General features: G+C 67.3%; 26 protein-coding genes. 13 read left to right on the top strand and 13 right to left on the bottom strand.

Annotated elements, in window-relative coordinates; genetic code table 11:
* Nucleotides 1-15: 15 nt before the first annotated feature.
* Nucleotides 16-492 (bottom strand): DUF427 domain-containing protein, encoded by a 477-nt coding sequence (locus tag MAAFP003_RS14060; protein ID WP_243394035.1) that lies wholly within the window; start codon nucleotides 490-492, stop codon nucleotides 16-18.
* Between the two features lie 17 nt (nucleotides 493-509).
* Nucleotides 510-1,421 (bottom strand): undecaprenyl-diphosphate phosphatase, encoded by a 912-nt coding sequence (locus tag MAAFP003_RS14065; protein WP_096287821.1) that lies wholly within the window; start codon nucleotides 1,419-1,421, stop codon nucleotides 510-512.
* A gap of 132 nt (nucleotides 1,422-1,553) precedes the next feature.
* Between MAAFP003_RS14065 and MAAFP003_RS14070 the strand changes: the two genes are divergently transcribed.
* From MAAFP003_RS14070 to MAAFP003_RS14080, 3 genes are all read left to right on the top strand, one after another.
* Nucleotides 1,554-3,950 (top strand): CaiB/BaiF CoA transferase family protein, encoded by a 2,397-nt coding sequence (locus MAAFP003_RS14070; RefSeq protein ID WP_096287823.1) that lies wholly within the window; start codon nucleotides 1,554-1,556, stop codon nucleotides 3,948-3,950.
* A gap of 9 nt (nucleotides 3,951-3,959) precedes the next feature.
* A complete protein-coding gene (locus tag MAAFP003_RS14075) occupies nucleotides 3,960-5,444 on the top strand; it encodes an acetyl-CoA acetyltransferase (RefSeq protein WP_096287825.1) in 1,485 nt (494 codons plus the stop codon).
* Nucleotides 5,445-5,555: 111 nt separating this feature from the next.
* Nucleotides 5,556-7,682: an NAD-dependent epimerase/dehydratase family protein gene (locus MAAFP003_RS14080; RefSeq protein ID WP_096287827.1), complete on the top strand. Its 2,127-nt coding sequence runs from the start codon at nucleotides 5,556-5,558 to the stop codon at nucleotides 7,680-7,682.
* Here MAAFP003_RS14080 and MAAFP003_RS14085 read toward each other — a convergent pair.
* The 7 genes from MAAFP003_RS14085 to MAAFP003_RS14115 all read right to left on the bottom strand — a co-directional run bounded on the left by MAAFP003_RS14085 (nucleotide 7,679) and on the right by MAAFP003_RS14115 (nucleotide 14,150).
* Nucleotides 7,679-8,413: a DUF72 domain-containing protein gene (locus tag MAAFP003_RS14085; protein WP_096287829.1), complete on the bottom strand. Its 735-nt coding sequence runs from the start codon at nucleotides 8,411-8,413 to the stop codon at nucleotides 7,679-7,681. The genes MAAFP003_RS14080 and MAAFP003_RS14085 overlap by 4 nt on opposite strands.
* Nucleotides 8,410-9,054 carry an endonuclease gene (locus MAAFP003_RS14090; RefSeq protein ID WP_096287831.1) on the bottom strand — a complete coding sequence of 215 codons (645 nt, stop codon included), beginning with the start codon at nucleotides 9,052-9,054 and terminating at the stop codon, nucleotides 8,410-8,412. Before MAAFP003_RS14090 ends, MAAFP003_RS14085 begins: the two co-directional genes overlap by 4 nt.
* A 36-nt stretch (nucleotides 9,055-9,090) precedes the next feature.
* Nucleotides 9,091-9,423, bottom strand: coding sequence for a TfoX/Sxy family protein (locus tag MAAFP003_RS14095; RefSeq protein WP_096287833.1), 333 nt, complete (start codon nucleotides 9,421-9,423; stop codon nucleotides 9,091-9,093).
* 40 nt (nucleotides 9,424-9,463) lie between these two features.
* Nucleotides 9,464-9,853 carry a nitroreductase family deazaflavin-dependent oxidoreductase gene (locus MAAFP003_RS14100; protein ID WP_096287835.1) on the bottom strand — a complete coding sequence of 130 codons (390 nt, stop codon included), beginning with the start codon at nucleotides 9,851-9,853 and terminating at the stop codon, nucleotides 9,464-9,466.
* 35 nt (nucleotides 9,854-9,888) lie between these two features.
* On the bottom strand, nucleotides 9,889-12,207 hold the full coding sequence (gene lon / locus MAAFP003_RS14105) for an endopeptidase La (RefSeq protein ID WP_096287837.1): 2,319 nt from the start codon (nucleotides 12,205-12,207) through the stop codon (nucleotides 9,889-9,891).
* A 110-nt stretch (nucleotides 12,208-12,317) separates the two neighbouring features.
* Nucleotides 12,318-12,866: a CGNR zinc finger domain-containing protein gene (locus MAAFP003_RS14110; RefSeq protein ID WP_096287839.1), complete on the bottom strand. Its 549-nt coding sequence runs from the start codon at nucleotides 12,864-12,866 to the stop codon at nucleotides 12,318-12,320.
* Between the two features lie 48 nt (nucleotides 12,867-12,914).
* Nucleotides 12,915-14,150, bottom strand: a complete 1,236-nt coding sequence (locus MAAFP003_RS14115; protein WP_096291149.1) for an alpha-hydroxy acid oxidase — start codon at nucleotides 14,148-14,150, stop codon at nucleotides 12,915-12,917.
* An 18-nt stretch (nucleotides 14,151-14,168) separates the two neighbouring features.
* On the opposite strand from MAAFP003_RS14115, the gene MAAFP003_RS14120 reads away from it, so the two are divergent.
* Nucleotides 14,169-14,603, top strand: coding sequence for a DUF1810 domain-containing protein (locus MAAFP003_RS14120; protein ID WP_096287841.1), 435 nt, complete (start codon nucleotides 14,169-14,171; stop codon nucleotides 14,601-14,603).
* On the opposite strand, the gene MAAFP003_RS14125 is transcribed toward MAAFP003_RS14120, so the two are convergent.
* Genes MAAFP003_RS14125 through MAAFP003_RS14135 form a run of 3 tightly spaced genes read right to left on the bottom strand, consistent with a single transcriptional unit; the run spans nucleotide 14,600 to nucleotide 17,061 of the window.
* Nucleotides 14,600-15,913 (bottom strand): alpha-amylase family glycosyl hydrolase, encoded by a 1,314-nt coding sequence (locus MAAFP003_RS14125; protein WP_096287843.1) that lies wholly within the window; start codon nucleotides 15,911-15,913, stop codon nucleotides 14,600-14,602. The genes MAAFP003_RS14120 and MAAFP003_RS14125 overlap by 4 nt on opposite strands.
* Nucleotides 15,914-15,922: 9 nt before the next feature.
* Complete coding sequence (locus tag MAAFP003_RS14130) at nucleotides 15,923-16,459, bottom strand: alkyl hydroperoxide reductase (RefSeq protein WP_096287845.1); 537 nt, start codon at nucleotides 16,457-16,459, stop codon at nucleotides 15,923-15,925.
* Between the two features lie 14 nt (nucleotides 16,460-16,473).
* Entirely contained in the window at nucleotides 16,474-17,061 is a 588-nt protein-coding gene (locus MAAFP003_RS14135) for a peroxiredoxin (RefSeq protein ID WP_096287847.1), read from the bottom strand.
* Nucleotides 17,062-17,168: 107 nt separating this feature from the next.
* On the opposite strand from MAAFP003_RS14135, the gene MAAFP003_RS14140 reads away from it, so the two are divergent.
* The 4 genes from MAAFP003_RS14140 to MAAFP003_RS14155 all read left to right on the top strand — a co-directional run bounded on the left by MAAFP003_RS14140 (nucleotide 17,169) and on the right by MAAFP003_RS14155 (nucleotide 20,131).
* A complete protein-coding gene (locus tag MAAFP003_RS14140) occupies nucleotides 17,169-18,104 on the top strand; it encodes a hydrogen peroxide-inducible genes activator (protein ID WP_096287849.1) in 936 nt (311 codons plus the stop codon).
* Between the two features lie 76 nt (nucleotides 18,105-18,180).
* Nucleotides 18,181-18,882: a hypothetical protein gene (locus tag MAAFP003_RS14145; protein WP_096287851.1), complete on the top strand. Its 702-nt coding sequence runs from the start codon at nucleotides 18,181-18,183 to the stop codon at nucleotides 18,880-18,882.
* A gap of 9 nt (nucleotides 18,883-18,891) precedes the next feature.
* Nucleotides 18,892-19,335, top strand: a complete 444-nt coding sequence (locus MAAFP003_RS14150; RefSeq protein ID WP_096287853.1) for a TIGR03618 family F420-dependent PPOX class oxidoreductase — start codon at nucleotides 18,892-18,894, stop codon at nucleotides 19,333-19,335.
* A gap of 37 nt (nucleotides 19,336-19,372) precedes the next feature.
* Nucleotides 19,373-20,131, top strand: coding sequence for an enoyl-CoA hydratase/isomerase family protein (locus MAAFP003_RS14155; RefSeq protein WP_096287855.1), 759 nt, complete (start codon nucleotides 19,373-19,375; stop codon nucleotides 20,129-20,131).
* Here the strand turns inward: MAAFP003_RS14155 and MAAFP003_RS14160 are convergent.
* Complete coding sequence (locus tag MAAFP003_RS14160; protein ID WP_096291150.1) at nucleotides 20,128-20,325, bottom strand: (2Fe-2S)-binding protein; 198 nt, start codon at nucleotides 20,323-20,325, stop codon at nucleotides 20,128-20,130. The two genes, MAAFP003_RS14155 and MAAFP003_RS14160, sit on opposite strands and share 4 nt — an antisense overlap.
* A 241-nt stretch (nucleotides 20,326-20,566) precedes the next feature.
* Here MAAFP003_RS14160 and bfr point away from each other — a divergent pair, with 241 nt between their 5' ends.
* The 5 genes from bfr (at nucleotide 20,567) to MAAFP003_RS14185 (ending at nucleotide 26,276) form a co-directional block, all read left to right on the top strand.
* Complete coding sequence (gene bfr / locus MAAFP003_RS14165) at nucleotides 20,567-21,055, top strand: bacterioferritin (RefSeq protein ID WP_096291151.1); 489 nt, start codon at nucleotides 20,567-20,569, stop codon at nucleotides 21,053-21,055.
* A gap of 89 nt (nucleotides 21,056-21,144) precedes the next feature.
* Complete coding sequence (locus tag MAAFP003_RS14170) at nucleotides 21,145-23,238, top strand: MDR family MFS transporter (protein ID WP_096287857.1); 2,094 nt, start codon at nucleotides 21,145-21,147, stop codon at nucleotides 23,236-23,238.
* A gap of 45 nt (nucleotides 23,239-23,283) precedes the next feature.
* Nucleotides 23,284-23,778 carry a carboxymuconolactone decarboxylase family protein gene (locus tag MAAFP003_RS14175; protein ID WP_096287859.1) on the top strand — a complete coding sequence of 165 codons (495 nt, stop codon included), beginning with the start codon at nucleotides 23,284-23,286 and terminating at the stop codon, nucleotides 23,776-23,778.
* Nucleotides 23,779-23,808: 30 nt separating this feature from the next.
* Nucleotides 23,809-25,152 (top strand): type I glutamate--ammonia ligase, encoded by a 1,344-nt coding sequence (locus MAAFP003_RS14180; protein WP_096287861.1) that lies wholly within the window; start codon nucleotides 23,809-23,811, stop codon nucleotides 25,150-25,152.
* 2 nt (nucleotides 25,153-25,154) lie between these two features.
* Entirely contained in the window at nucleotides 25,155-26,276 is a 1,122-nt protein-coding gene (locus MAAFP003_RS14185) for an amidohydrolase family protein (RefSeq protein ID WP_096287863.1), read from the top strand.
* The last annotated feature ends 24 nt before the right edge of the window (nucleotides 26,277-26,300 follow it).

The raw sequence follows: 26,300 nt of genomic DNA on the forward strand, positions 1-26,300 counted from the left end.
CCGCGCAATGACCTTTCACCAGCCCGCCGAACCGGGGACACCCTTGAACGGCCCGATGACCCAGCTGGTGATCCAGCCTCCGTAAAAGCCACCGGGCTGCGCGGTGACGACCTCGCCGTTGACGGTGCACCGGTCGACGGCGGCGGCCATCACGGCCAGCGCACCGGCGATCGACTCGAAGCCGGGGGTTGGATTCAGATAACTCCACGCCGCCTTGCGGGCGACGACGTCGCCGCCGCCGCCGACCAGGTCGTAATAGCTTGCGCGGCCTTTCCATTCACACCACGAGCTACCGGATGCAGAACGCACCGCGCCGTCGGCGAACGCGTCACGCGGCAGGTAATAGGTCGGCGGATGACTGGTCTCCAGGACTCGCCAGGCGTGGCTGGTCGAGGCAATGACGTGGCCGCCCAGCTCAACGGTGATCGAGCCGGTGAACGGCTCGACGCGCGGAGGCCGCGGGTAGTCCCACACTGATTCCTGATCGCTCACCTCAAGACACCTCCTGCTCAACGCAAGCAGAGCCAGGCCAGGCTACCGGCCCCGAACACCGCGCAGTAGACGGCGAACGGTGTCAGCGTGCGGGTTTCGAAGTACCGGGTGAGGAAGCGCACCGCGAGGTAGGCGCAGATGAAAGACGCGATGCTGCCCGCCAGCACCTGGCCACCGATGCCACTGCCCAGCGGCCCGAACAGATCCGGGATCTTGTACACGCCGGCGGCCAGGATGATCGGCGTCGCCAGCAAGAAGGAGAAGCGGGCGGCGTCCTCGTGCGACAAGCCGCGCCACAGGCCGGCGACGATTGTGATGCCGGAACGGCTGATCCCGGGCAGCAGCGCCAGGATCTGAGCGGCACCGATCAGCACGCCCCGCCCGATGGGTAGCTGGGCGAGCCGGCTGTCGACGGCCTCGCCGGAGTGCCCGACGGGGGCGCCGACCGGTTCGGGGACCGCGGCCGCGGCGCGGCGGCGCAGCACCTCGCCGGCGTACAGGGCGATTCCATTGAGCAGCAGGAAGATTGCCGCCGGGATCGGCTTGCCCAGCGTGGTGCGAAAGAGCTTTTCCAGAAAGAGGCCCGCCAGACCCACCGGAATGGTGCCGCCGACCAGGAGCCACGCCAACCGCTCGTTGGACGTCTGGATCCGGCGGTGCCGCGCCGAGGAGCCGAGGCCGGCCAGTACGCGCAGCCAATCGCGCCAGAAGAACACCAGCAGCGCGGCGGCGGTGGCGACGTGCAGGCCGACGATGAACGCCAGGTACGGCGACTGCGGTGCGGACACGTCCAAGTCGCGCGACCACTGGCCGCCGACCAGGGCCGGCACCAAAATCGAGTGGCCGAGGCTGGACACCGGGAACAGCTCGGTCACACCCTGCGCGGCGCCGACCAGAAGCGCTTCGACGTAACTCAAGTGCGCACTCACGGACCGACTCCTCCATTCCTCGGCGGACGACAAACTACGCAGCGTAGCCGGTCGGCCGGGCCGATCCGAAGCCCGTCCGAACCAGGTTGAGCGGCTGTGCATTTGGCCGCTCGGGGCCGGTACGGTGGGCGGATGGCCGACAAGTTGCTCGCCGGGGTGCGCATCGTCGACTTGTCCAGCGGCAGTAGCGACACGGTGACCCGCCTGCTCGCCGACCTGGGAGCCGACGTCGTCAAGGTGGAACCGCCGGGCGGCAGCCCCGCTCGTCACGACCGGCCCACGCTGGCCGGTGCCAGCATCCCGTTCGCCGTGCACAACGCCAACAAGCGCAGCGTGGTGCTGGATCCGCGCGTCGACGACGACCGCCGCAGTTTCTTCGAGCTGATCGGGGGAGCCGACATCGTCGTCGACGCGGCGGATCAGGCCGCTACGCTCGGCACGTCGGCAGTCGAGCTGGCCGATCGCCACCCGCACCTGGTCGTGCTTTCGATCACCGACTTCGGCGCCACCGGGCCGCGCTCGTCGTGGCGTGCGACCGACCCGGTGCTCTTCGCGATGTCGGGCGCGCTGTCGCGCTCCGGACCGACCGTCGGCACCCCGGTATTGCCGCCCGACGGCATCGCCTCGGCCACCGCCGCCGTGCAGGCGACCTGGGCGGCGCTCGTCGCATATTACAACAGATTACGTTGTGGCACAGGCGATTACATTGACTTCTCACGTTTCGACGCGGTCGTGATGGCGCTGGACCCGGCATTCGGCGCGCATGGGCAGGCCACCGCGGGACAACGCACCAGCGCGTGGCGGGGCCGGCCGAAAAACCAGGACCCGTACCCGATCTGCCCGTGCCGGGACGGCTACGTCCGGCTCTGCGTGATGGCGCCCCGGCAGTGGCGTGGCCTGCGCCGGTGGTTGGGGGAGCCGGAGGAATTCCAGGACCCCAGCTACGACACGCTGGGCGCCCGGTTCGCCGCGTGGCCGCGGATCGGCGTGCTGGTCGACGCGTTGTTCGCCGACAAGACCATGAAGGAGCTGGTTGCGCAGGGCCAGGCGCACGGAGTGCCGATCTCGGCGGTGCTGACGCCGTCGCGGATCCTGGCCTCCGAGCACTTCCAGGCCGTCGGCGCGATCACCAGTGCCGAGCTGGTGCCCGGGGTGCGCATCGACGTGCCCACCGGATACTTCGTGGTCGACGACGAACGCTGCGGCTTGCGGACCCCAGCTCCGGTGGCCGGAGCCGACGAACCGCGCTGGCTGGCCGGCCCGGTGACCGCGGCCCCGTCGGGCGCGGCCGGCGAGTATCCGTTCACGGACCTCAGGATTCTCGACCTGGGCGTGATCGTCGCCGGCGGCGAGTTGAGCCGGCTCTACGGGGACATGGGCGCGCAGGTCGTCAAGATCGAAAGCGCCGACTATCCCGACGGGCTGCGGCAGTCGCGCGTCGGCGCGGTGATGAGCGAATCGTTCGCCTGGACCCACCGCAATCACCTGGCGCTGGGCCTGGACCTGCGTAGCGAGCAGGGCAAGGAGATCTTCCGCCGGCTGGTCGCCGAGGCCGACGCGGTGTTCGCCAACTTCAAGCCGGGAACCCTTACCTCGCTTGGGTTTTCATTCGAAGCCCTGCGCGAGATCAACCCCCGCATCGTGCTCGCGGGCAGCAGCGCGTTCGGAAACCGGGGGCCGTGGAGCAGGCGCATGGGTTACGGTCCGTTGGTCCGCGCCACCACCGGGGTGACCAGTCTGTGGACATCCGAGGAAGCTTCCGCCGAAGCGCGTACCGCCGGGGCACGGCACGCGTTCTACGACGCGACGACGATCTTTCCCGACCACATCGTGGGGCGGGTCACCGCGATCGCGGCACTGGCGGCGCTGATCCGCCGCGATCGGACCGGCGACCCGGCCCATGTCCACATCTCGCAGGCCGAGGTCGTCGTCAATCAGCTGGACACCCTGTACGTCGCCCAGGCCGCGCTGGGAGCCGGCGCCGCCGTCTGCGACGACACCAGCGTGCACGCGGTATACCCGTGCGCCGGCGATGACGATTGGTGCGTCATCTCGATCTGCTCGGACACCGAATGGCGTTGTCTCACTGCCTTTTTTGATCAGCCTCAGCTGGCTGACGATCCGCGCTTCGCGACCGGCCAGGCGCGCACGGCCCATCGGGCGGAGTTGGTGCGGCTGGTCGCCGCCTGGACTCATACCCGAACCCCGGCACAAGCCGCCGAAGCGTTGCAGGCGGCCGGGATTGCGGCCGGACCGATGAACCGTCCGCCGGACGTCCTCGCCGACCCGCAACTGGTCGAGCGCAAGCTGCTCAGCGACATGGTGCATCCGCTGGTCGAGCGCCCGCTGCCGGCCGAGACCGGGCCGGCGCCGTTCCGCCACATCCCGGCGGCCCCGCAGCGGCCCGCGCCGCTGCCCGGTCAGGACACCCGGGAGCTCTGCCGGACTCTGCTCGGCATGAGCGCCGAGGAGATCGATCGCCTGATCACCGATCAGGTGCTGTTCGCGGCGGTTCCGTCGCCACGATAGGTTCGTCCCATGCCTGTCGACCCCAAAACACCGGTGCTGATCGGCTATGGCCAGGTCAATCACCGGGACGAGATCGACCCGGAAACACGTTCGGTTGAACCCGTCGACCTGATGGTCGCCGCAGCTCAGCAGGCCGCCGGCGCCGAGGTTCTGCGGGCCGTGGACTCCGTCCGGGTGGTCAATGTCCTTTCGGCGACCTACCGTGACGCCGGGCTGCTGGTCGGCGAGCGGATCGGCGCACCGAAGTTCACGACGCTGTACAGCCCGGTGGGCGGCAACGTCCCGCAAACACTGCTCAACCAGGCTTGCCTGGACATCCAGCAGGGCCGCGCCGGGGTGGTGCTGCTGAGCGGCGCCGAAACCTGGCGCACCCGGCGGGGGCTGAAGGCCAGGGGCGGCCGGCTGCAGTGGACGGCTCAGGACGAATCCGTGCCGATGGCCCAGGTCAGCGGCGAGGACGTGCCGATGGCCGGCGATGCCGAGCTCAGGATCGGACTGGACCGGCCGGCCTACGTCTACCCGCTGTTCGAACAGTCCCTTCGCATCGCGAACGGTGAGTCGGTCGAGGACCATCGCCACCGCATCGGGGAGTTGTGGGCGCGCTTCAACGCCGTCGCGGTCGGCAATCCGCACGCCTGGATCCGCAAACCCGCGACCGCGGCCGAGATCGCGCAGCCCGGCCCGCAGAATCGGATGATCAGCTGGCCCTATACGAAGCTGATGAACTCCAACAACATGGTCGATCAGGGCGCGGCGCTGATCCTGACGTCGGTCGAGCAGGCCAGACGCCTGCGCATCCCGCAGGAGCGCTGGATTTACCCGCACGCCGGCACGGACGCCTACGACACGCCGTCGATCGCGGAGCGCCACGAACTGCACCAGTCGGCGGCCATCCGAATCGCCGGTGCGCGGGCGCTGCGGCTCGCCGGCCTGGGCATCGACGACGTCGACTACGTGGACCTGTACTCCTGCTTTCCGTCCGCCGTTCAGGTGGCGGCAGCCGAGCTCGGATTGAGTACCGACGACCCCGCCCGGCCGCTGACCGTCACCGGTGGCCTGACCTTCGCCGGCGGCCCGTGGAGCAACTACGTGATGCACTCGATTGCCACGGTGGCCGAACTGCTGGTGGCCAATCCCGGACGGCGCGCCCTGATCACCGCCAACGGCGGTTACCTGACCAAGCACAGCTTCGGGGTCTACGGCACCGAGCCGCCAGCCGAATTCCGTTGGGAGAATGCACAATCCGCGGTGGAACGGGAACCGAACCGAGAGGGATTGGTGGAATGGGAGGGCGTCGGCACGGTCGAAGCGTGGACGACGCCGTTCGATCGCGACGGGCAGCCGGAGAAGGCTTTCGTTGCTGTGCGCACGCCGGAGGGGTCCCGGGCGCTGGCGGTCATCGCCGATCCCGACTCGGCGCAGGCGACTATTCGTGAAGATATCGGTGGCACCAAGGTGGCCGTCACCGCGGACGGCAGCGCCACGCTGCAGTAGCCCGGCGGGGGAGTTAAAAGGCCAGGCCACAGTGCCGTTCACCCGGTAACAGTCGCGCGGCGATAGAGGCGCGCATATTGTCGAGTCAGACGTTGGGGGAGGTGAGCCCAGGTGCACATCCTGGTTACCGACGCCACCGGCACAGTCGGGCGGCTGGTTGCACGGCAGCTGATTGCTGCCGGGCATTCGGTTTCCGGCATTTCTGAGTATCCCGACGCCCGTCTGGACCCCGCGGTCGAGTTCGTCTGCGCACCGCTGAACGACCCCATCCTGCAAGAACTGGCCGACGAAGCCGACGCGGTGATCCATCTGGCGCCGGTCGAACCCGACGCGCCCGGCAGCGCGGGCATCAACGGCGTGGCGCATGTGACGCATGCGGCCGGACGGGCCGGTGCGCGCCTGGTGTTCGTGTCCCAGGCCGCCGGCGCCGCTGAGGTCTACGAGCCGGCCGAGGACCTGGTGTCCACCAGCCTGGGGCCAAGCCTGGTCATCCGGATGGCGCCGCCGGTGGGCCGACAACTCGACTGGATGGTGTGCCGCACCGTGGCCACCTTGCTGCGCACGAAGGTGTCCGCGCAGCCGATACGGGTGCTGCACCTCGACGACCTGGTGCGGTTTCTGGTGTTGGCGCTCAACACCGACCGCACCGGCTTCGTGGATCTGGCTACCCCGGATACCACCAACGTGGTGACCGCGTGGCGGGTGTTGCGCGCCGTAGACCCCCGGTCGCGAAGCCATCGGATTCGCGGCTGGCCGCAGCTGGTTCCCTCGGTGGATATCGTTGCTGCCCAGGAGGATTGGCAGTTCGAGTTCGGCTGGCCGGCATTCGACGCGGTCGCCGACACCGCGCGCGGACTCGTCGGCCGCAAGCTCGGCGCCGCAGGCGCGACCAGCCACGGCGTGCAGATGGCGCTTCCGGTCGAGGTCATCCCGCGTCCCGCACCATCCGACCAACTGCACAGTGCCGCGCCCGAGGGCGTCGAAGGCGAGTTCGACGACCGCATCGACCCGCGATTCCCGGTATTCGCCACCGACGGCCTCACCGAGGCGCTGCCCGGGCCGCTGACCCCGATCACCCTGGACGTGCAGATGAGCGGACTGCGCACCGCCAGCCGGGTGATGGGCCAGGCACTGACGCTGGGCGGTGTGGTCGACGACGAATGGGGCAGCAGGGCCATCGCGGTGTTCGGTCACCGCCCCTACGTCGGGGTCTCGGCCAACGTCGTCGCCGCAAACCAGCTGCTCGGCTGGGATGACCAGGCCCTTGTCACGCGCGCGTTGGTCGGTCAGCCGCAGGTCGCAGACGTACTGCCGTTCGGTCAACCCCGGCTGGCGGCCGGAGCGCTCGGGTCGGTCGCCAAGGCGGTCGCGACGACGCGATCCCTGGCCCTGATGCGCCATCTCAAGGCCAACACGCGGGCCTACAGCGCCGCCGCGACCGCCGAACATGCCGATGCCACGCAACTGGGTCTGTTGCCCGACGCGGGCCTGGGCGTGCGCGTTCGGCTGCTGCGAGACCGCATTCACCAGGGCTGGATTCTCACGGCGCTGTGGTTGATCGACTCCGGCGTCACCGCGGCGGCACTCGAACACACCGCGGCGGGCTCCCGCGTGCCTGGAGTGAACGCGATCATGGAAAGCAACCGGGTCACCGACGTGATCGCCGAACTAGCCGCCGCGCTGCGTGCTGACCCGCCACTGCGGGCGATGGCCGCCGAAGGCAATCTCGCCAGCATCCGTGCGCTTTCGTCCCCGACCGCCGCGTTGGTGGATGCCGCGATCGCGCGGATCGGGCACCGCGGGCCCGGGGCGGGCGAGCTGGCCAGCCGAGTCTTCGGCGACGACCCGACGCTGCTGTTGACCGCGGCCGCCGAGGCGGCCGGCGAGCCCACCGAACCAGATCCGCCCCCGACGCTGGTCCGGCGCATCGCCACCAACGCCCGCGTCTCACGCGAGCTCGCCCACGACACCACCCTGCGATTCACACACGAGCTTCGAGTGACGTTGCGCGAGCTGGGATCTCGACGAGTCAAGGCCGACCTGATCGACGTCGTCGATGACGTGTACTACCTGACCTGCGATGAACTGGTCACCATGCCGGCCGATGCCCGGCTGCGGATCAAACGCCGCCGCGCCGAGCGGGAACGCTTGCAAGCCCAGCACCCGCCCGACGTCATCGACCGCGACTGGGCGCCGGTCGAACCACCGTCAGCCCAGGAGATCAGCGCGCCGGACTAACTCACCAGATCCCGCAGCGAGAGCGCGTTGCGGACGGCGTGGCCGCCCAGGTCGTTGTTGAAGTACATCCACACGTCCCTGCCCTCGCGGTCCCATGCGACGACCCGGTCTGCCCAGGACCGCAACTCGTCGTCCGGGTAGGAACCGGCGTAGCGCGACTCCGGGTCCGGGCCGTGCATGCGGATGTAGACCAGATCGGTGGTGGCCCGCGGTATGCACGCCAAACCCGCACCGCTCATCACCACGTACGCGGCGCGGTGGCGCTCCAGCAACTGGTAGACGGCGGGGTCGTCCCAGGACGGGTGACGCAACTCGACGGCCACCCGGATAGATGCCGGAACGCGATCCAGGAACGAATCCAGTCGCTCTTGAGATGCGTTGTCGCGCTGCAATTCTGGATGCAGCTGGACCAACAGCACACCGTGACGGTCGCCCAGCAGGCGCCAACACCGTTCGAATCGCTCGATCCAGGGCTCGGGCGAGCCCAGCCGGCGGTAGTGGGTCAATCCGCGGTGGGCCTTGACCGACATCGTGAAGCCGGGCGGCAATTGGTCGCGCCAACCCGTGAACGTCGAATCCTTGGGCCAGCGGTAAAAGCTGGCGTTGAGCTCGACGGTGTCGAAAACCTCCGCGTACCGGGCCAGCCGGCGCGCGGATGCCGTTCCACGCGGGTAGAGCACGTCAACCCAGTGGTCGTACGACCACCCCGAAGTGCCGATCCGGACGGTCAACCGGCCATCCGGCTACGCAGGTCCTTGTCCAGCGACGCCCGGACGAGCGCGGCGGCCAACCGCGCGTTGGCCCGCGGCGCCAGTGCTCCCAGCTCGGCCGGTTCGGTGGGCAGCCCCAGCTTCTTCGCTGTCGCGGTGGCACGGTCGTCGAAGTACGGACGGACCCACGGCCAAACGTCCTGCACCTCGCGCAGGTAGATGTCGGCGCCGGTATCGCCAATTCCCTTGAATTCTTTCAGCATTCGCTTCACCCGAGCGGGGTCGTGATGACTGCGCTCGGCGATTTCGCGCAGATCGCCGAAATACTCGTCGCTCACCCGCTGCGCCATCTCGGTGAGGCGGGTCGCCGAACTTTCGTCGTAGCGAACGTAGTGCGCGCGGCCGAACGCGTCGATCATCTCTTGCCGGTCGGCCGCCAGGATCGCCTTGGGCGTGCGCAGGCCCGCCTTGAACAGCTCGCGCGCCGCACGCATCGCGATAGCGGCATCGATGGGCTTGCTGGCCAGCATGCACAACACCAGCAGCTGAAACAGCGGCATCGGTTTGTCGCTGATCCGGATTCCCGCCTCGTGGGCGTACGTGCTGCCGCCGGCTTTGAGCACGCGTCGCACCAGCTGCCTGGACCCGTCCGACTTGCTCATAGCTGCGCGCGTACCCGCCACGCGCAGCGGCAAACGTTACTTCGGTGGCAGGCTGCGCGCGTACCCGATGCCGCGGTCAACCCAACTCGCAAGCTGGCGTTTGGTTTTCACACCCTCGGCGGCGACCCGCAACCAGCCCCGGGTTTCGCGGCCGGCCATCACCATCGGGCTGACGTGCGGGCGACCCAGCAGCGTGGCGGTGTCCTCGGGCGGCACCCGCACCATCAATCCGCCCTTCCCGCTGGCCGCGACCGCCATATTCCCGCCGACGAGGAAGGCCAGCCCGCCGAACATCGGCTTCTCGTCGACACCGGCCTGCGGTGCCAGTAATTCGCGGATCCGGTTGGCCAGGTCGTGGTCGTATGCCATGCGTCGACGCTAATCGTGCGCACCGACACGCGTGGCCGGGTCAGTCCAGGTCAACCCGAATGGTGAGCAGCTCGCTGCCCATGATGCGCACCACCGCGCTGTTGAGCCGCGGCAGATTGCCCAGCCGGCGCACCGCGTCGTCGTCGGGCAACAGGTGAGCGGTGCCGTTGCGCCATACACCGCCGAGGCGGACCCGGACACCGGGGTTGGCCTTGATGTTGCGGACGTAGTCCGAATGCTCGCCGTGTTCGGAAACCATCCAGAACTGGTTGTCTACCACACGTCCGCCCACCGGGGTGTGGCGAGGCTGCCCGCTCTTGCGGCCGGTCGTTTCGAGCATTGTCACCGGCAATTGTCGACCGACCGGATTGACCACCAGTCGCTGAACACGGTGCACTACTTGCCGTTTGAGATCGCCGAGGCCGCTCATACCGCCCATTCTGCAATACCCGGGCTTGTCCGGGGTCAGGCGGCCACCATGGTGGATTGCGCGACCGGTTCCAGCGCCTGCGCGACGATCTCCGCGACGTCGGTCATCGGTTTGACGCTCAGCGCCTCGAGCACTTCGGCCGGAACGTCATCCAGGTCCGGCTCGTTTCGCTGCGGGATGAAAACCGTTGACAGACCGGCACGTTGGGCGGCCAGCAGCTTCTGCTTCACGCCACCGATCGGCAGCACCCGGCCGTTCAGCGTAACCTCACCGGTCATGCCGACGTCGGAGCGAACCTGGCGACCGGTAGCCATCGACACCAGCGCGGTGACCATCGTGACCCCGGCCGACGGGCCATCCTTGGGCACCGCACCCGCCGGCACGTGCACGTGGATGCGCCGGTCCAGCGTCGCCGGGTCAACACCCAGTTCGGCCGCGTGGGAGCGGACGTAGGACAGCGCGATCTGCGCCGACTCCTTCATCACGTCGCCCAGTTGACCGGTCAGCTGCAACCCGGGCTCACCGTCGGTGGCCCCGGCTTCGATGTAGAGCACATCGCCACCCAGGCCGGTGACAGCCAGTCCCGTGGCAACGCCCGGCACCGCGGTGCGTTCGGCCGACTCCGGCGTAAACCGCGGCCGGCCAAGGTAATCCACTAGATCCGGCTCGTCGATAATCACCGATTCGTCCGCGATCTTGGTCGTCACCTTGCGCAGTGCCTTGGCCAGCAGCCGCTCGAACTGACGAACCCCCGGCTCGCGGGTGTAATCGGCGGCGATCTTGCGCAGCGCCGCGTCGGTGACGGTGACCTCGTCGCTGGTCAACGCCGCGCGCTCGCGCTGCCGCGGCAGCAGGTACTCGCGGGCGATGGCGACCTTGTCGTCCTCGGTGTAACCGTCGATCGCCACCAGCTCCATGCGGTCCAGTAGCGCCGATGGGATGTTCTCAATCACGTTGGCAGTAGCCAAGAACACGACGTCAGACAGGTCGAGGTCCAGATCCAGGTAGTGGTCGCGGAACGTGTGGTTCTGCCCCGGGTCCAGCACCTCGAGCAGTGCCGCGCTCGGGTCGCCACGATAATCGGATCCAACCTTGTCGATTTCGTCAAGCAGCACAACGGGATTCATCGAACCCGCCTCGCCGATCGCGCGCACGATCCGGCCCGGCAACGCGCCCACATAGGTGCGCCGGTGCCCACGGATCTCGGCCTCGTCGCGCACGCCGCCCAACGCGACGCGCACGAACTTGCGGCCCAGCGCCCGGGCCACGCTCTCGCCCAGCGACGTCTTGCCGACCCCGGGCGGACCCGCCAGCACCATCACCGCGCCCGAGCCGCGGCCGCCGACGACCTGCAGCCCACGCTGGGCGCGCCGCGAACGCACCGCCAGATATTCGACGATGCGGTCCTTGACGTCGTCCAGTCCGTGATGGTCGGCGTCCAGAATGGCCCGCGCCGCCGCCAGATCCGTCGAGTCCTCGGTGCGGACGTTCCACGGCAGGTCCAGCACGGTGTCCAGCCAGGTGCGAATCCAGCCGCTTTCCGGGCTCTGGTCGCTGGCGCGTTCCAGCTTGCCGACCTCGCGCAGCGCGGCCTCGCGGACGTTGTCGGGCAGCTCGGCGGCCTCGACCCGGGCCCGGTAGTCGTCAGAACCGTCCGTTCCCTCCTCGCCCAATTCCTTGCGAATCGCGGCGAGCTGCTGGCGCAGCAGAAACTCCTTCTGCGTCTTCTCCATGCCCTCGCGGACGTCCTCGGCGATCTTGTCGTTGACCTCGACTTCGGCCAGATGATCAGCCGTCCAGTCGATCAGGACCCGCAGCCGCGCGGCGACGTCCACCGTCTCCAGCAGCTGCCGCTTCTGCAAATCGGTCAGATATGACGCGTACCCCGACGTATCGGCCAGCGCCGACGGATCGGTCAGGCTGTTGACGTAGTCGATGATCTGCCACGCCTCGCGCCGCTGCAGCATGGCCAGCAGCAGCTTCTTGTACTCCGCCGCCAGCGCCGTGACCTCGTCGGTGACGTCGGCGTCGGCCACCTCGGTCACCTCGACCCACAACGCCGGGCCGGGGCCGGAGGCTCCCGCGCCGATCTGCGCCCTGCGCTCACCGCGCACGACGGCCGCGGCGCCACCACCGCCGGCGATACGTCCGACCTGAAGGATCTTCGCGATCACCCCGTGGGACGGATAGCGGTCCTCGAGGCGGGGGGCGATCAGCAGTTCACCGGACTCACTGGCCCGCGCCGCGTCGATGGCCGCCCGCGCGGCATCGTCCAGCTCGACCGGCACAACCATTCCGGGCAACACGATGGTGACGGTGACGAACAGCACCGGCACTGATTTGGGTTCAGACATCAATACTCCAAAGGTTTAGTCTGTTGCGCTCAACCTTTGGCGAATGGGTTTTGTTCCCGATGACTCCCGGGCGTGCGGTGTGGCGTGGGTCAACCGGCGTTCAATTGGCTTCAATTAGCCGCAGCGCGCTGCCGCGCCCGGAATGCCTGGACCTTGACTTTGTTGCCGCAGGTGGCCATGCCGCACCAGTGCCGGTTCTTCGCCCGCGAGGAGTCGACATAGAGCAGCGAGCAGTCCGGGTGGTCGCAGCGCTTGACGTTGTCGATGTCGGGGCCCGCGAGCAGGTCCAGCAAATCCGCGGCCAGGCCGGCGATCAATTGTGGAGCGGTGCCCTCGCGGGACGTGTCGCCGTTGGGGAGCAGCCGCGGCGTCAGCGCGGGGCGCGATGCCTGCTCATTCAACAGCTCGACATCGGCCGGCTCGGGCTCGCGGGCGTCCAGCCGCGCGGTGACAGTCCGGTAGATCGCTTCGCGCACGGCGATCGCGGTGGCCAGATCGTCGTCGGTGACCGCGATGGCGGCATCCACCAATCCGGCCTGCACTGCCCATTCCGACAACACCGCGGGCTCGATCAACCGTTCTTCGCGCGAGGTGTTGCGGTGTTTCAGCGTGCCCGCGAAGTTGAGGCAGGCCCGGCCGCATACGAACCCGAATTGCACGTAACCACCTTGACAGGTTTCGGTCAGCCCCGCAACAGATCGACCGACCTACTCGATCGGCCCGAGCCGGCGCAGCTGCGTGACGTGGGCGGGGGAGAGCTCCTCGAGACTCCGCACGCCCAGCAGCCGCATCGTGCGCAGCACCCCGCTCTCCAGGATGTCAATCGCGCGGTTGACCCCGGCCTCGCCGCCGGCCATCAGCCCGTAGAGATAGGCCCGCCCGACCAGCGTGAACCGTGCGCCCAGCGCGATCGCGGCCACGATGTCGGCGCCCGACATGATTCCGGTGTCCACCAGAATCTCGGTGTCCTTGCCCAGCTCGCGCGCCACCACCGGCAACAGATGGAAGGGCACCGGGGCCCGATCCAGTTGGCGTCCACCGTGATTGGACAACACGATACCGTCGACGCCGTGCTGCACGGCGGCCTTCGCATCGTCGAGCGTCTGGATGCCCTTGACCACGAGCTTGCCGGGCCACTGCTCCTTGATCCAGGCCAGATCGTCAAAGGTCAGGCTGGGATCGAACATCGTGCTCAGATACTCCGCGACGGTGCCCGGCCAGCGATCCAGCGACGCGAACGCCAACGGCTCGGTGGTCAGCAGGTCGAACCACCACTTCGGGTGCGGCACCGCGTCGAGCACGGTGCGCAGCGTCAGCGACGGCGGGACCGTCATCCCGTTGCGGTTGTCCCGGAACCGCGCCCCGGAGACCGGTACGTCCACGGTGGCCAGCAGGGTGTCGAAACCGGCGTCGGCGGCGCGCTTGACCAGCGCCATCGACCGGTCCCGGTCCTTCCACATATATAGCTGAAACCATTTGCGGCCCTGCGGGACCGCGGCCACCAGGTCTTCGATCGCGCAGGTGCCGAGCGTGGAAAGCGAAAACGGGATGCCGGCCCGGGCCGCCGCCGCCGCTCCGGCGATCTCGCCTTCGGTCTGCATCAGTCGGGTGAATCCGGTCGGCGCGATGCCGAACGGCAAGGCCACCGGCTGACCCAGCACGTCCCACCCGGCGGTCACATTGCTGACGTCACGCAGGATCGTCGGGTGAAATTCGATGTCGCGGAAGGCTTGTCGGGCACGCTGCAGCGACAACTCCTCCTCGGCCGCGCCGTCGGTGTAGTCAAAAGCCGCCTTGGGGGTACGCCGCTTGGCGATGCGGCGCAGATCCTCGATCGTGAATGCGGCGCTGAGCCGCCGCGTGGTCGCGTTGAGCTGAGGCCGCTTGAACTGCATGAGCGGGGCCAGGTCGCGGGCTTTGGGCATGCGTCGTTTGACGGCCATGTATGTCACCGTAGTCATATGGACTCGGCAGACGACTCCTTCGATCTGACACGTTTCGTTGTCGCACAGGAGCCGGTCTACGGCAGCGTCGTGGAAGAGCTGCGGAACGGGCGAAAGCGTGGTCACTGGATGTGGTTCGTCTTCCCGCAGCTGCGCGGGCTGGGCAGCAGTCCGACGGCGGTGCACTACGGCATCTCGTCGCTGCAGGAGGCTCGGGCCTACCTTGGACACGAGGTGCTGGGGCCGCGGCTGCATGAGTGCACCCAGCTGGTCAACCAGGTGCGAGGCCGCTCGATCAGGGAGATCTTCGGTTCACCCGACGATCTCAAGCTGCGTTCGTCGATGACGTTGTTCGCGCTGGCCACCGACGACCCCCAGGACTTCCGCACGCTGCTCGACAATTACTACCGCGGTGAGCAGGACGACCTGACGCTGGCCCGGCTACACGACTAAGCGGGCCGCAGGATGCGCCAACCGTGCGGCTCGACGGTCACCTCGCCGACGACGTCGCTGGGCGGGGCCGCCGATCCGGCGACCACCTCTGCGCGCGCCGGTCCCAGCTCCGACAGCACCAGCCGCAACGGCTCGCCGCCGATATTGAACGCCACCACCAGGGCGTCGTCGCCGCTGCGCGTCTCGTAGACGTAGTGCCGGTTGGCCAGCCGTAGCGACGTGGTGGTGGCGGAATGGAGCCAGGAATGGCGACGGCGCAGTCCGACCAGGAACTGGTGCAGCCGCCACACCTCGGCACCAAAGTCGTCCAATGGCAAAGGAGGCGAACCGAACGCCGGGCGCACCGCGTCGTCGCCGCCGTAGCGCTCCTCTTTGACGGCACGGAACCCGAACTCGTCGCCGGCGTACACGCTGGGCACCCCGCCGATCGTCAGCAGCAGCGCCAGCGCGTGCTGCAGATGACGGGAGTCCTCCAGCCGGCTGGCGATGCGAGTGACGTCGTGATTGCCGATGAACGTCAGCGGCGCGAAGCTGGCCAGAAACGTGTTGTGGCGCTGCAGCGCCCAATCCAGCTCGAAGAAGTTGCCGTCGTTGAGGCTGCTCCAGATCGCCTTCCACAGTTCGTACTGGGTGGCGGAATCGAACGTGGCCTCCTCGACGACCGCGGCATAGTCGCCGTGGATAAGTTCGCCGACGAACCATGCGTCCGGATGCCGCTCGCGCACCCGCGGTAGCACGGTCGCCCAAAACTGTGGTGGTACCGCATAAGCCGCGTCCAGGCGCCAGCCGTCCGCGCCCCGCTGCAACCAGTGCGACATCACGTCGGCGACGTAGTCGACGACTTCCGGGTTGTCGTGATTGAGGGTAATGAGTTCGGAATGCCCCTCGAAGGTGTGAAACCGCCCGGGACGGCCCCGAAACCAGTGCGCCGCCGCGTCGTCGTGCGCCGCGTCCCGGTAGCGGCCGAAGTCCAACCCGACATGGTTGAAGACACCGTCGAGCAACACCCGCAGGCCGCGGGAGCGGGCCTCGGCGATCAGATAGTCGAAATCGCGGTCGTCACCGAGCCGGGGGTCGATCCGGTAATGGTCGGTCGTGTCGTAACCGTGTGTGCGCGAGGCGAAAATCGGCCCCAGCGCAACTCCGGATGCCCCCAGCTCGATGGCGTGATCGAACCACTCGGAAAGCCGCCGCAACCGGTGTTCGCCCGGACCCGCCGGCGCCGATCCCTCGGGCGTGGGAAACGCTCCCACAAAGCCCAGGGGATAGATCTGCCACCAGATCGCGTGCGCTACCCAGGATGCGGTCACCGGCGATGATCAGCCGACGCCGGCCAGTGTCTGCGCGGCCGTGATCGCTTGTGCCACACCAGAAACGATCGCTGCGGCCTTCAGGGCTTCCAGGACCACTTCACGATCGACACCAGCCTCGCGCAGCGTGTGCTCGTGGGCGACAACGCAGTGCGAACACCCGTTGATCGACGACACCGCGAACGACCACAGCTCGAAATTCGCCTTATCCACGCCCGGGTTGCCGATGATGTTCATCCGCAATCCGGCCCTAAGGTCGTCGTACTTACCCTCCAGGAAACCGCGGCCACGGTAGAACACATTGTTCATTCCCATGATCGACGCGGCGCCCAGAGCCGCCTGGTACGCCTCGGCAGACAGGTTGTCGGCCGCTTCGACCCCAATCTCGGCCAGCACCTGGGAGTTTCGCGTTGCTGCCGCACTGGCCAGCAACGTGCCCCACAATTGTTCGTCGTTCAGCACGGTGGTGCGGGCAATCGAGCCAAGGTTGAGCTTGAGGTCCTTGGCGTAATCCGGCAGCGCTTCCTTCAGATTCTCGATGCTCATCACAGCCTCCAGAGTCAGGCCGAGGCCTTGAGCAGCTCGCCGGCGTTCAAGGTCGGGTCGCCCTTGCGCCAGTTGCAGGCGCACAGCTCGTCGGATTGCAGAGCGTCCAGGACTCGAAGCACCTCGTCCACGTTACGCCCCACGGATCCCGCGGTCGCCGAGACGAATTGGACCTCGTTGTTGGGGTCGACGATGAAGGTGACGCGGTCGGCGACGCCGTCGGCATTGAGCACACCGGTGGCCAGCGCGAGTTCCCGCTTGATGTCGGACAGCATCGGGAACGGCAGCTTCTTGAGGTCCTCGTGCTGTGCCCGCCACTGGAAGTGCACGAACTCGCTGTCCACCGAGACGCCGAGCACCTGCGCGTCGCGATCCTCGAACTCGTCGTTCAGCTTGCCGAACGCGGCGATCTCGGTCGGGCACACAAAGGTGAAGTCCTTCGGCCAGAAGAACACGATCCGCCACTTGCCTTCGTAGTCGTTGCTGGAGAATGTCTTGAAGTAGTCCTCGGGCTGCTGGGCGTCGACCTTCGATAGATCGCCGCCGATCAGACCGGTGAGCTCGTAGGCGGGGAACTGATCGCCGATCGTAAGCAGTGCCATGTCCGCGTCTCCTTATTTGGAATTAGTCAAGATTTAAGTGTCCAGTGACCATGGTGCCGGGAGCGCTGCTTGAAGTAAAGGTGATATATCACACTATACTTATAGCCATGACCGATAAGAGTTTTCAGCCGACCCTGGCCGGGTTGCGCGCCTTCGCCGCGGTCGCCGAGCGACACCATTTCGGTAGTGCCGCAACGTCTCTCGGCGTCAGCCAGTCGACGCTGTCGCAATCGCTGGCGGCCCTGGAGACTGGCTTGGGCACCCATCTCGTCGAGCGCTCCACTCGGCGTGTCCGCTTGACGCCCGAAGGGGCACAGCTACTCCCGCTGGCCCAGGCGGTCGTTGAAGCGGCCGAGGCGTTTACCGCCGCCGCGGCCGGCACGTCGGATCCGTTGCAGGGCACCCTGCGGCTGGGCATGATCCCGACGGTGGCGCCCTACCTGTTGCCCACCGTGCTGGCCGGCCTCGCCGACCGCCTTCCCGCGCTGAGCCTGCGGGTGATCGAAGACCAGACCGAGCGACTGCTGACCGCGCTGCGCGGCGGATCCCTGGACGCCGCCCTGATCGCACTGCCCGCCGACGCCGCGGGACTCACGGAGGTCGGCATCTACGAGGAGGATTTCCTGCTCGCGGTGCCGCCCGGACACCCGCTGTCCGGCAAGCGCCGGGTACCCGCGTCGGCGTTGGCAGACTTGCCGCTGCTGCTGCTGGACGAAGGGCACTGTCTGCGCGATCAAGCCCTCGACGTCTGTCAAAAGGCCGGCGTGCGAGCCGAACTCGCCGACACCCGGGCCGCCTCGCTGGCCACCGCGGTGCAGTGCGTGGCCGGCGGGCTGGGGGTCACCCTGATCCCGCGCAGCGCGGCACCCGTGGAGGCCGCTCGCAGCCAGCTCGGGCTTGCGCAGTTCGCGTCGCCGCGCCCGGGCCGGCGCATCGGCCTGGTGTTCCGCTCGTCGAGTGGCCGCGACGAATCGTATCGGCGACTCGCCGCGATCATCGGGGAGTCGGTCGGCGGTGAACAGCAAGTACGACGGACCCCATAGCGTCATTCGGCAGCAGCTGCGAGGCGCCTGGACTACCGCACCGAGGTTTCGGCGGGGCCGACTGTAGGTTCTGCCTATGGAAAAGGTGATCGCGGTGCTCAGGCGCGCCGATGCGGACGACGATTGGTGTGCCCGCCAGCGGGGTTCGGTCGCGGACGCGCTGTTGGACCTGGGACTGCCCGGGCTGGCTGTCAACGTGAAGGACGCCGCGGTGCGGCATTCGCTGATGACGCTGACGACCATGGAGCCGCCGGCCGTTGCCGTCGTGAGCATGTGGACGCAGCAGTGCTACGGCGAGCAGCTGACCAAGGCGCTGGCGCTCCTCGAGGCCGAATGTGACCGCGTCGCCGCCTACCTGGTCACCGAGTCGGTCCCGCTGCCTTTTCCCGGAGGCGAACCAGGTTCTCGCACAACGGGTTTCGCCAATGTCGCGTTGCTGCGCCGACCCGCGGAGCTGGACCAGGCAACCTGGCTTAACCGCTGGCAGCTCAACCACACCTCGGTGGCCATCGAGACGCAGTCGACCTTCGGATATACCCAGAACTGGGTCGTGCGGGCGCTGACACCGGACGCACCGGGAATCGCGGGCATCGTCGAGGAGTTGTTCCCCATTGAAGCGGTGACCGATCTCAAAGCATTCTTCGGGGCCGCAGACGACGACGACCTGCAGGACCGGCTGGGCCGAATGGTCGCCAGCACGACCGCATTCGGCGCCAACGAGAACATCGATACGGTGCCGACCAGCCGCTATGTGTTCAAGGCAGCCTTCGGAGCGTGAGGACCACAAATGACAACACTCGAGGACGCTGTGGTGCTGGCGGCGGCGGAAAGCGGGCTGGCGGTGGTCTCGACGGTTCGCGCCGACGGCACCGTGCAGGCATCGCTGGTCAACGTCGGACTGTTGCCCCACCCGGATACCGGTGAATCGGTTCTCGGTTTCACCACCTACGGCAAAGTCAAACTCGCCAATCTGCGGGATCGACCGCAGCTGGCCGTCACGTTCCGCAACGGCTGGCAGTGGGCGACCGTCGAAGGCCGCGCCGAGCTGGCCGGCCCCGACGACCCGCAGCCGTGGCTTGCCGACACCGACCGGTTGCGGCTGTTGCTACGCGAGGTCTTCACCGCGGCCGGCGGAACCCACGACGACTGGGACGAGTACGACCGCGTGATGGCCATGGAGCGTCGCGCCGCGGTGCTGATCGCGCCCACCCGCGTCTACAGCAACGGGTGAGCTCAGGCCGGTGACGCGGCGCGGTTAGGCTGCAGCGGTGACGTTGCTGATCGATGACACCAACCGGGTCCGCACCCTGACGCTGAACCGGCCCGAGGCGCTCAACGCCTTCAACGAAGCGCTCTACGACGCCACCGCGGAGGCGCTGTTGGCCGCCGCCGACGATCCCGAGATCGCGGTCGTGGTGTTGACCGGGACCGGGCGCGGCTTTTCGGCCGGCACCGATCTCGCCGAGATGCAGGCACGCATCACCGACCCAGGCTTCACGCCCGGCAAACACGGATTCCCGGGCATGATCGACGCGCTGAGCGCATTTCCCAAGCCCCTCATCTGCGCCGTGAACGGTATCGGAGTGGGAATCGGCGCCACCATCCTCGGCTACGCCGACCTGGCGTTCATGTCGTCGACGGCGCGGCTGAAGTGCCCGTTCACCAGCCTGGGCGTGGCCCCCGAGGCGGCGTCGTCGTATCTGCTGCCGCAGCTGGTCGGCCGGCAGAACGCCGCGTGGTTGTTGATGTCTTCGGAATGGGTGGATGCGCAGGAGGCCCTGCGGATGGGCCTGGTCTGGCGGGTCTGCGATCCGGAGGAGCTGCTGCCCGAAACCCGTCGCTATGCCGAAGTTCTTGCCTCCCGGCCGGTTTCGAGCCTGATGGCGGTGAAACACACGATCACAGAACCGATTCGGCCCGAGATCGCGGCCGCAACCGCGCGCGAGAATGCGCACTTCGCCGCGCTGATGGGCGCAGCTGCCAACGCCGCGGCCTTGGCCGATTTCGCGGAGCGAAAGAACAGTTAGAGCGACCCCGCGGCTTCGAGTTCGGCATCGACTTGCTTTGACGACTCGATGATCGCCCGCAGCGTGCGCCGGCACCGCCCGCAGTCACCACCGGCACCACACAGCGCGGCGACCTCCTTCGAGGTGGAGGCGCCGCGGGCCACGCATTCGGCCACGGTGTGATTGGTGACGCCGACGCACAAGCACACGTACATCAGCACTCCTTCCCATCACCCACGCCCGCCCGAACACGCTTCGGATTAACCGAGTCTAACCTAAGTAGGTTAGACGAACCTAAGTATGGCGCGGAAGGGCATTTCGGCTACTGAGCGCAGCCATACCTTGCTGGAACAATTCCAATGTGCGTGGCAAAGTGCTGCTTGGCCGCACGGGTGAGCTGCAGCACAGCCACTCGCGCGCCCGGCCACGACGGCCCCGACCACCGGAGGAGTGATCATGCAAGGGGATCCAGACGTCCTGCGTCTGCTCAATGAGCAGTTGACCAGTGAGCTGACCGCGATCAACCAGTACTTCCTGCACTCGAAAATGCAAGAGAACTGGGGCTTCACCGAGATCGCCGAGCACACCCGCGCGGAGTCCTTCGACGAGATGCGCCACGCCGAGGCGATCACCGACCGCATCCTGCTGCTGGACGGCCTGCCGAACTACCAGCGCCTGTTCTCGTTGCGCATCGGTCAGACGCTGCGCGAGCAATTCGAGGCGGATCTGGCAATCGAATACGAGGTCTTGGCCCGTCTCAAGCCCGGCGTGATCATGTGCCGCGCAAAAGAAGACAGCACCAGCGCCTTCTTGCTGGAAAAGATCATCGCCGACGAGGAAAACCACGTCGACTATCTGGAGACGCAGCTTCAGCTGATGGAGAAGCTGGGCGAGCAGCTGTACTTGGCACAATGCGTGTCCCGGCCGCCGGGCTCGATCGCCTGATTCCGATTTGGCTTCACTGACCCGCGGCGCGATTGCCGCGGGTTAACCCTGGGCACCCGTTAGCATCGAACGCCGACGGGAAGGCAGGCATGACGAGCCCGAGAGCAGTATCCAGCGCGGCAACTCAAGCCAACCCGGTCGTCGTCGATCCATCGGCCAGTGGTGCGCTGATCACCCCGCAACGCCGGAACCTGATCTTCGTCGCGATCGTGCTCGGGATGCTGCTCGCGGCCTTGGACCAGACCATCGTCGCGACTGCCCTGCCGACCATCGTCGCCGACCTGGGCGACGCCGGCCATCAATCCTGGGTGGTCACCAGCTACCTGTTGGCGTCGACGATCGTTACCGCGCTGGTCGGCAAGCTCGGTGACCTGTTCGGCCGAAAACGCGTGTTCCAGGCCGCCATCGTGTTCTTTATCGTCGGATCGGTGACGTGCGGGCTGTCCCAGTCGATGGCCATGCTGGTGGGCTCGCGGGCGCTGCAGGGCATCGGGGGCGGGGGGATCACCGTCACGGCCAGCGCGCTGATCGGTGAGGTTGTCCCGCTGCGTGAACGTGGCCGCTACCAAGGCATTCTGGGCGCGGTCTTCGGCGTCACGACGGTCGTCGGCCCGTTGCTTGGTGGCTACTTCACCGACTACCTGACCTGGCGGTGGGCGTTCTGGGTGAACGTTCCGATCTCGGTGCTGGTCATCTTCGTTGCCGCAGCGGCCATTCCGGCTCTGGCGTCGTCCACCAAGCCCGTGATCGACTACGGCGGAATCGTGCTGGTCGGAGTGGGCGCCGCCGCCCTGACCCTGGCGACCAGCTGGGGCGGCACCCTCTACCCGTGGGGATCGCCGGCGATCATCGGCTTGTTCGTCGGCGCCGCGGTGGCACTGGCCGCGTTCGTCTGGGTCGAAAGCCGTGTCCCGCAGCCGATCCTGCCGACCCGGCTGTTCGCCAGCCCGGTGTTCACGGTCTGCTGTGTGTTGTCGTTCGTAGTCGGCTTCGCGATGTTGGGCGCGATGACATTCCTGCCGACCTACATGCAGTACGTCAACGGCGTCTCGGCCACGACGTCGGGGCTGCGCACCCTGCCGATGGTGGTCGGGATGCTGATCACCTCGACCGGCAGCGGCACCCTGGTCGGCAAGACCGGCCGGTACAAGGTCTTTCCGGTCGCCGGTACCGCGCTGATGGCTCTGGCGTTTCTGCTGATGTCGCGGATGACCCCGTCCACCTCGGCGCTGGTTCAGTCCCTCTACCTGGTCGTGCTGGGCGCCGGCATCGGATTGTCGATGCAGGTGCTGGTCCTCATCGTGCAGAACACCTCGAATTTCGAGGATCTGGGTGTGGCCACGTCGGGTGTGACGTTCTTCCGCACCATCGGCAGTTCGTTCGGCGCCGCGATCTTCGGTTCGCTGTTTTCCAACTTCCTCGAAGGCCGGATGCCCGCGGCCCTGGCGGCCAGCGGCGCGCCGCCCGACGCGGTGAGTTCGCCGGGCGCCCTGCATCGTCAGCCACACAATGTGGCCGCGCCGATCGTGCAGGCCTATTCGGAGTCACTGAGCGAGGTGTTTTTCTGGGCCGCGCCGGTGGCTCTGGTCGGCTTCGTCCTCGCGTTGTTCCTGCGGGAGATCCCGTTGCGCGACATCCACAACAGCGCAGTGGATCTCGGCGACGGATTCGGAATGCCGACCACCGACACTCCAGAACGGCTGTTGGAGAACGCGATTGCGCGCATGCTGCGTGGCGACCCCGGCGTGCGGTTGCGCAGCATCGCGATGCGGCCGGACTGTCGCCTCGACGTGGCCGGCCTGTGGGGCGTGATGCGCATCTATCGCTTCGGGCAGATGTACGGGACGGCCCGCCTCAGCGATATCGGCGACTCGATGCGGATCCCGTTCGAGGTCATCGAGCCCACCTTCGCTCGCCTGGTCGCCACCGGCTACGCCCAACGCAACGGCGATCAGATGTGGCTGACCCCGGCCGGGGCCCAGCAAGTCGACTACGTCTATTCGTTGTTGTTGGGCTGGATCGTCGACAAGCTCTCGCGTTCACCCAGTTATCAGGGCCGGCCGGACCGCCGCGAAGTGGAAACCGCGCTGCAGCACATCGCCCACCGCGTTCTGGCTCAACGCGATTGGCACGACGACGCGCCCAGCACGGGCCGGCTGGCGGCGGGTACCGGCAGCAGATAATAGAACGTGTTCCAAAAATCGCGGGGGCGGGCGTACCATCACGCCATGAGCCGAATCGGAACGTTCGCCGACGACGATATCTACAGCTGGGCCACGAAGTCTCCGGACCTCGGCGGCGCGATCGCCAACTTCAGCCAGGCCGTATACACCAAGAACCGCCTGCCGATGCGTACCCGCGAAATCGCGCGCGCCGTGATCGCCCATGACAACGAATGCACCGTGTGCATGAACACCCGCGACGCCGACGGGCCGGCCGCGGGCGTCGACGAAGAGCTGTACGAGCACGCACTGGAATGGCGCACGTGGCCCGGATTCAGCGAGCAGGAGCGACTGGCCGCCGAATTCGCGCACCGGTTCGGCACCGAACACACCAAGTTGCGCGATGACGAAGACTTCTGGACCCGGGCCGGCGAACACTTCTCCGAGGAGCTACTCGCCGACCTCGCCATGTCCTGCGCCCTTTGGGTCGGCATGGGACGGATGCTGCGGACCCTCGACATCGGCCAGACCTGCATGCTGACCCTGCCGAGCCGGGCCTAGACGCCAACCGCATCCGCCGATGAGGCGGCGATGACAACCACACCCCTTGCCGCGGCTTCGGTCGCCCAACTGGAGGCCGAGGGTGTCGACACCGTGATCGGCACCGTGGTGAATCCCGCCGGGCTCACCCACGCCAAGGCCGTGCCGATCCGGCGCACCAACACTTTCGTCGAACCCGGCCTGGGCGCCAGCCCTTCGTGGCATGGGTTCGCCATCGACCAGACCGGTATCGCGTTCACCGAAGACGTTGGTGTGATCGGGGATCAGCGCGTGCGCATCGACTTGTCGGCGCTGCGCGGCATCGGCGACGGGTTGGCCTGGGCGCCCGGCTCGTTCTTCGAACAGGACGGGACACCGGCTTCGGCGTGCAGCCGGACAACGTTGCGCCGCGTCCAAGCCGCACTCGAGACAGCGGGTATTCAGGCGGCGGTCGGCCACGAGATCGAGTTCGTTCTGGTCGATTCGGACGGTGGGCGGCTGCCGTCCACGCTCTGGGCGCAATACGGTCTGGTCGGCGTACTCGAGCGCGAGGCATTCGTCCGCGATGTCATTGCCGCGGCGGCGAGCAGCGGCGTCGGGATCGAGCAGCTGCATCCGGAGTACGGGGCCAATCAGTTCGAGATCTCGCTGGCGCCTCTTCCGCCGGTGGCCGCCGCCGACCAATTGGTACTGACCCGGATCATTGTCGGGCGCGCCGCCCGCCGCCATGGGCTGCGCGTCAGCCTGTCGCCGGTACCCTTCGCCGGCGAAGTCGGATCCGGTGCACACCAGCACTTCTCGCTGACACGGCTCGAGGGTCCGCTGTTTTCCGGCGGCGCGGGCGTCGCGGGCATGACGCCGGCGGGGGAGAGCGCGATAGCCGGAGTGCTGGACGGATTGCCGCAGGCACAGGGTGTGCTGTGCGGATCGATCGTGTCCGGCCTGCGCATGCAACCGGGCAACTGGGCGGGAGCCTACGCCTGCTGGGGTCTCGAGAATCGGGAAGCAGCAGTGCGATTCATCCAAGGCCGGGAGGGTAAGGCGAATTTCGAGGTGAAAATCGTCGATCCATCGGCGAACCCCTATTTCGCGTCTGCCGCGGTCCTGGGACTCGCACTCGACGGCATCCAGCGCAATGCGGCATTGGCACCGGAAACCGCCGTCGACCCGGCGCAGCTATCCGATGCGGAGCACCAACGTCGCGGCATCGTATCCCTTACCCGGAGCCAACCAGATATTGTTGCCGCACTGGATAATTCGGAGCTGCTACGCTCTATTCTGGGTAACGCCGCGGTCGACATGATCGCGGCGGTCCGGCGCCTGGAACACGAACGCTACGGCGACCTGCACCCCGAGCAACTGGCCGACAAGTTCCGGATGGCCTGGAGTCTCTAGCGGTGGCTGACTCGTCGGCTCTGGCCGACCACATCGGCGAAGTGGCATTGATCGACCACCACGTCCACGGATGCTGGTCGGAGCCGGGCGATCTGCGACGGTTCGAGAACGCCCTCAACGAGGCCAATACCGACCCCCTGACCGACTCGGGTTTCGACTCACAGCTGGGCTTCGCGGTGCGTGCCCACTGCGGCCCGATCCTCGAATTACCGAAACATACTGATCCACAACGCTATTGGGAGCGCCGCAGCACATTCACCGAATGCGAGCTGGCACGCCTGTTTCTGCGGGCGGCCGGAGTGAGCGACTGGCTGGTGGACACCGGGATAGGCGCCGGCACCACAGACATCCCGGAGTTGAGCGCATTGTCAGGAAACCGGGTCCACGAGATCGTCCGTCTCGAGCAGGTGGCCGAGCAGGCCGCACGGGCGCCCGGTGACTATGCGTCGGCATTCGCCGAAATCCTGCACGCGCGCGCCGCCAGTGCCGTCGGCACCAAGTCGATCCTGGCCTACCGCGGCGGTTTCGACGGCGACCTGACCGAACCGCGCCCGGCCGAAGTCGCCCAGGCCGCGCAGCGGTGGCGGGACCTCGGCGGAACCCGGCTACAGGATCGAGTTCTGCTGCGTTTCGGGCTGCACCAGGCGTTGCGCCTCGGTAAGCCGCTGCAATTCCATGTCGGGTTCGGCGACCGCGACTGCGACCTGCACAAAGCCAATCCGCTGTACCTCCTCGACTTTCTGCGCCAATCCGGCGGCACCCCGGTCATGTTGCTGCACTGCTATCCCTACGAGCGTGAGGCGGGCTACCTCGCCCAGGCTTTCAACAACGTCTATCTCGACGGCGGGTTGAGCATCAACTACCTGGGCGCCCGGGCGCCGGCGTTGATCGCCCGGCTGCTGGAGATGGCACCGTTTCACAAGATCCTGTACTCGTCGGACGGCTTCGGGCCGGCCGAATTGCACTATCTGGGTGCGGCGTTGTGGCGCAAGGGTATTCACCGCGTACTGAGTGGATTTGTCGACGACGGCGAATGGTGCGAACGCGATGCAATGCGCGTTGTCGATCTTATTTCCCACCAGAACGCCGCCCGTGTCTATCGGCTGGACGCGCCCGGTCACTGAAGCCGGAATTTCGGCTATCGTGCG

The organism is Mycobacterium ahvazicum, from assembly GCF_900176255.2.
GTDB classification, from domain to species: domain Bacteria; phylum Actinomycetota; class Actinomycetes; order Mycobacteriales; family Mycobacteriaceae; genus Mycobacterium; species Mycobacterium ahvazicum.

Coding starts and splice junctions, on each gene's coding strand:
- MAAFP003_RS14120 (WP_096287841.1), top strand. CDS start 14,169: ATGGACTCGGCAGACGACTCCTTCGATCTGACACGTTTCGTTGTCGCA.
- MAAFP003_RS14095 (WP_096287833.1), bottom strand. CDS start 9,423: ATGGCATACGACCACGACCTGGCCAACCGGATCCGCGAATTACTGGCA.
- MAAFP003_RS14135 (WP_096287847.1), bottom strand. CDS start 17,061: ATGGCACTGCTTACGATCGGCGATCAGTTCCCCGCCTACGAGCTCACC.
- MAAFP003_RS14140 (WP_096287849.1), top strand. CDS start 17,169: ATGACCGATAAGAGTTTTCAGCCGACCCTGGCCGGGTTGCGCGCCTTC.
- MAAFP003_RS14180 (WP_096287861.1), top strand. CDS start 23,809: ATGACAACCACACCCCTTGCCGCGGCTTCGGTCGCCCAACTGGAGGCC.
- lon (WP_096287837.1), bottom strand. CDS start 12,207: ATGTCTGAACCCAAATCAGTGCCGGTGCTGTTCGTCACCGTCACCATC.
- MAAFP003_RS14150 (WP_096287853.1), top strand. CDS start 18,892: ATGACAACACTCGAGGACGCTGTGGTGCTGGCGGCGGCGGAAAGCGGG.
- MAAFP003_RS14170 (WP_096287857.1), top strand. CDS start 21,145: ATGACGAGCCCGAGAGCAGTATCCAGCGCGGCAACTCAAGCCAACCCG.
- MAAFP003_RS14115 (WP_096291149.1), bottom strand. CDS start 14,150: ATGGCCGTCAAACGACGCATGCCCAAAGCCCGCGACCTGGCCCCGCTC.
- MAAFP003_RS14175 (WP_096287859.1), top strand. CDS start 23,284: ATGAGCCGAATCGGAACGTTCGCCGACGACGATATCTACAGCTGGGCC.
- MAAFP003_RS14100 (WP_096287835.1), bottom strand. CDS start 9,853: ATGAGCGGCCTCGGCGATCTCAAACGGCAAGTAGTGCACCGTGTTCAG.
- MAAFP003_RS14130 (WP_096287845.1), bottom strand. CDS start 16,459: ATGAGCATCGAGAATCTGAAGGAAGCGCTGCCGGATTACGCCAAGGAC.
- MAAFP003_RS14070 (WP_096287823.1), top strand. CDS start 1,554: ATGGCCGACAAGTTGCTCGCCGGGGTGCGCATCGTCGACTTGTCCAGC.
- MAAFP003_RS14145 (WP_096287851.1), top strand. CDS start 18,181: ATGGAAAAGGTGATCGCGGTGCTCAGGCGCGCCGATGCGGACGACGAT.
- MAAFP003_RS14090 (WP_096287831.1), bottom strand. CDS start 9,054: ATGAGCAAGTCGGACGGGTCCAGGCAGCTGGTGCGACGCGTGCTCAAA.
- MAAFP003_RS14075 (WP_096287825.1), top strand. CDS start 3,960: ATGCCTGTCGACCCCAAAACACCGGTGCTGATCGGCTATGGCCAGGTC.
- bfr (WP_096291151.1), top strand. CDS start 20,567: ATGCAAGGGGATCCAGACGTCCTGCGTCTGCTCAATGAGCAGTTGACC.
- MAAFP003_RS14160 (WP_096291150.1), bottom strand. CDS start 20,325: ATGTACGTGTGCTTGTGCGTCGGCGTCACCAATCACACCGTGGCCGAA.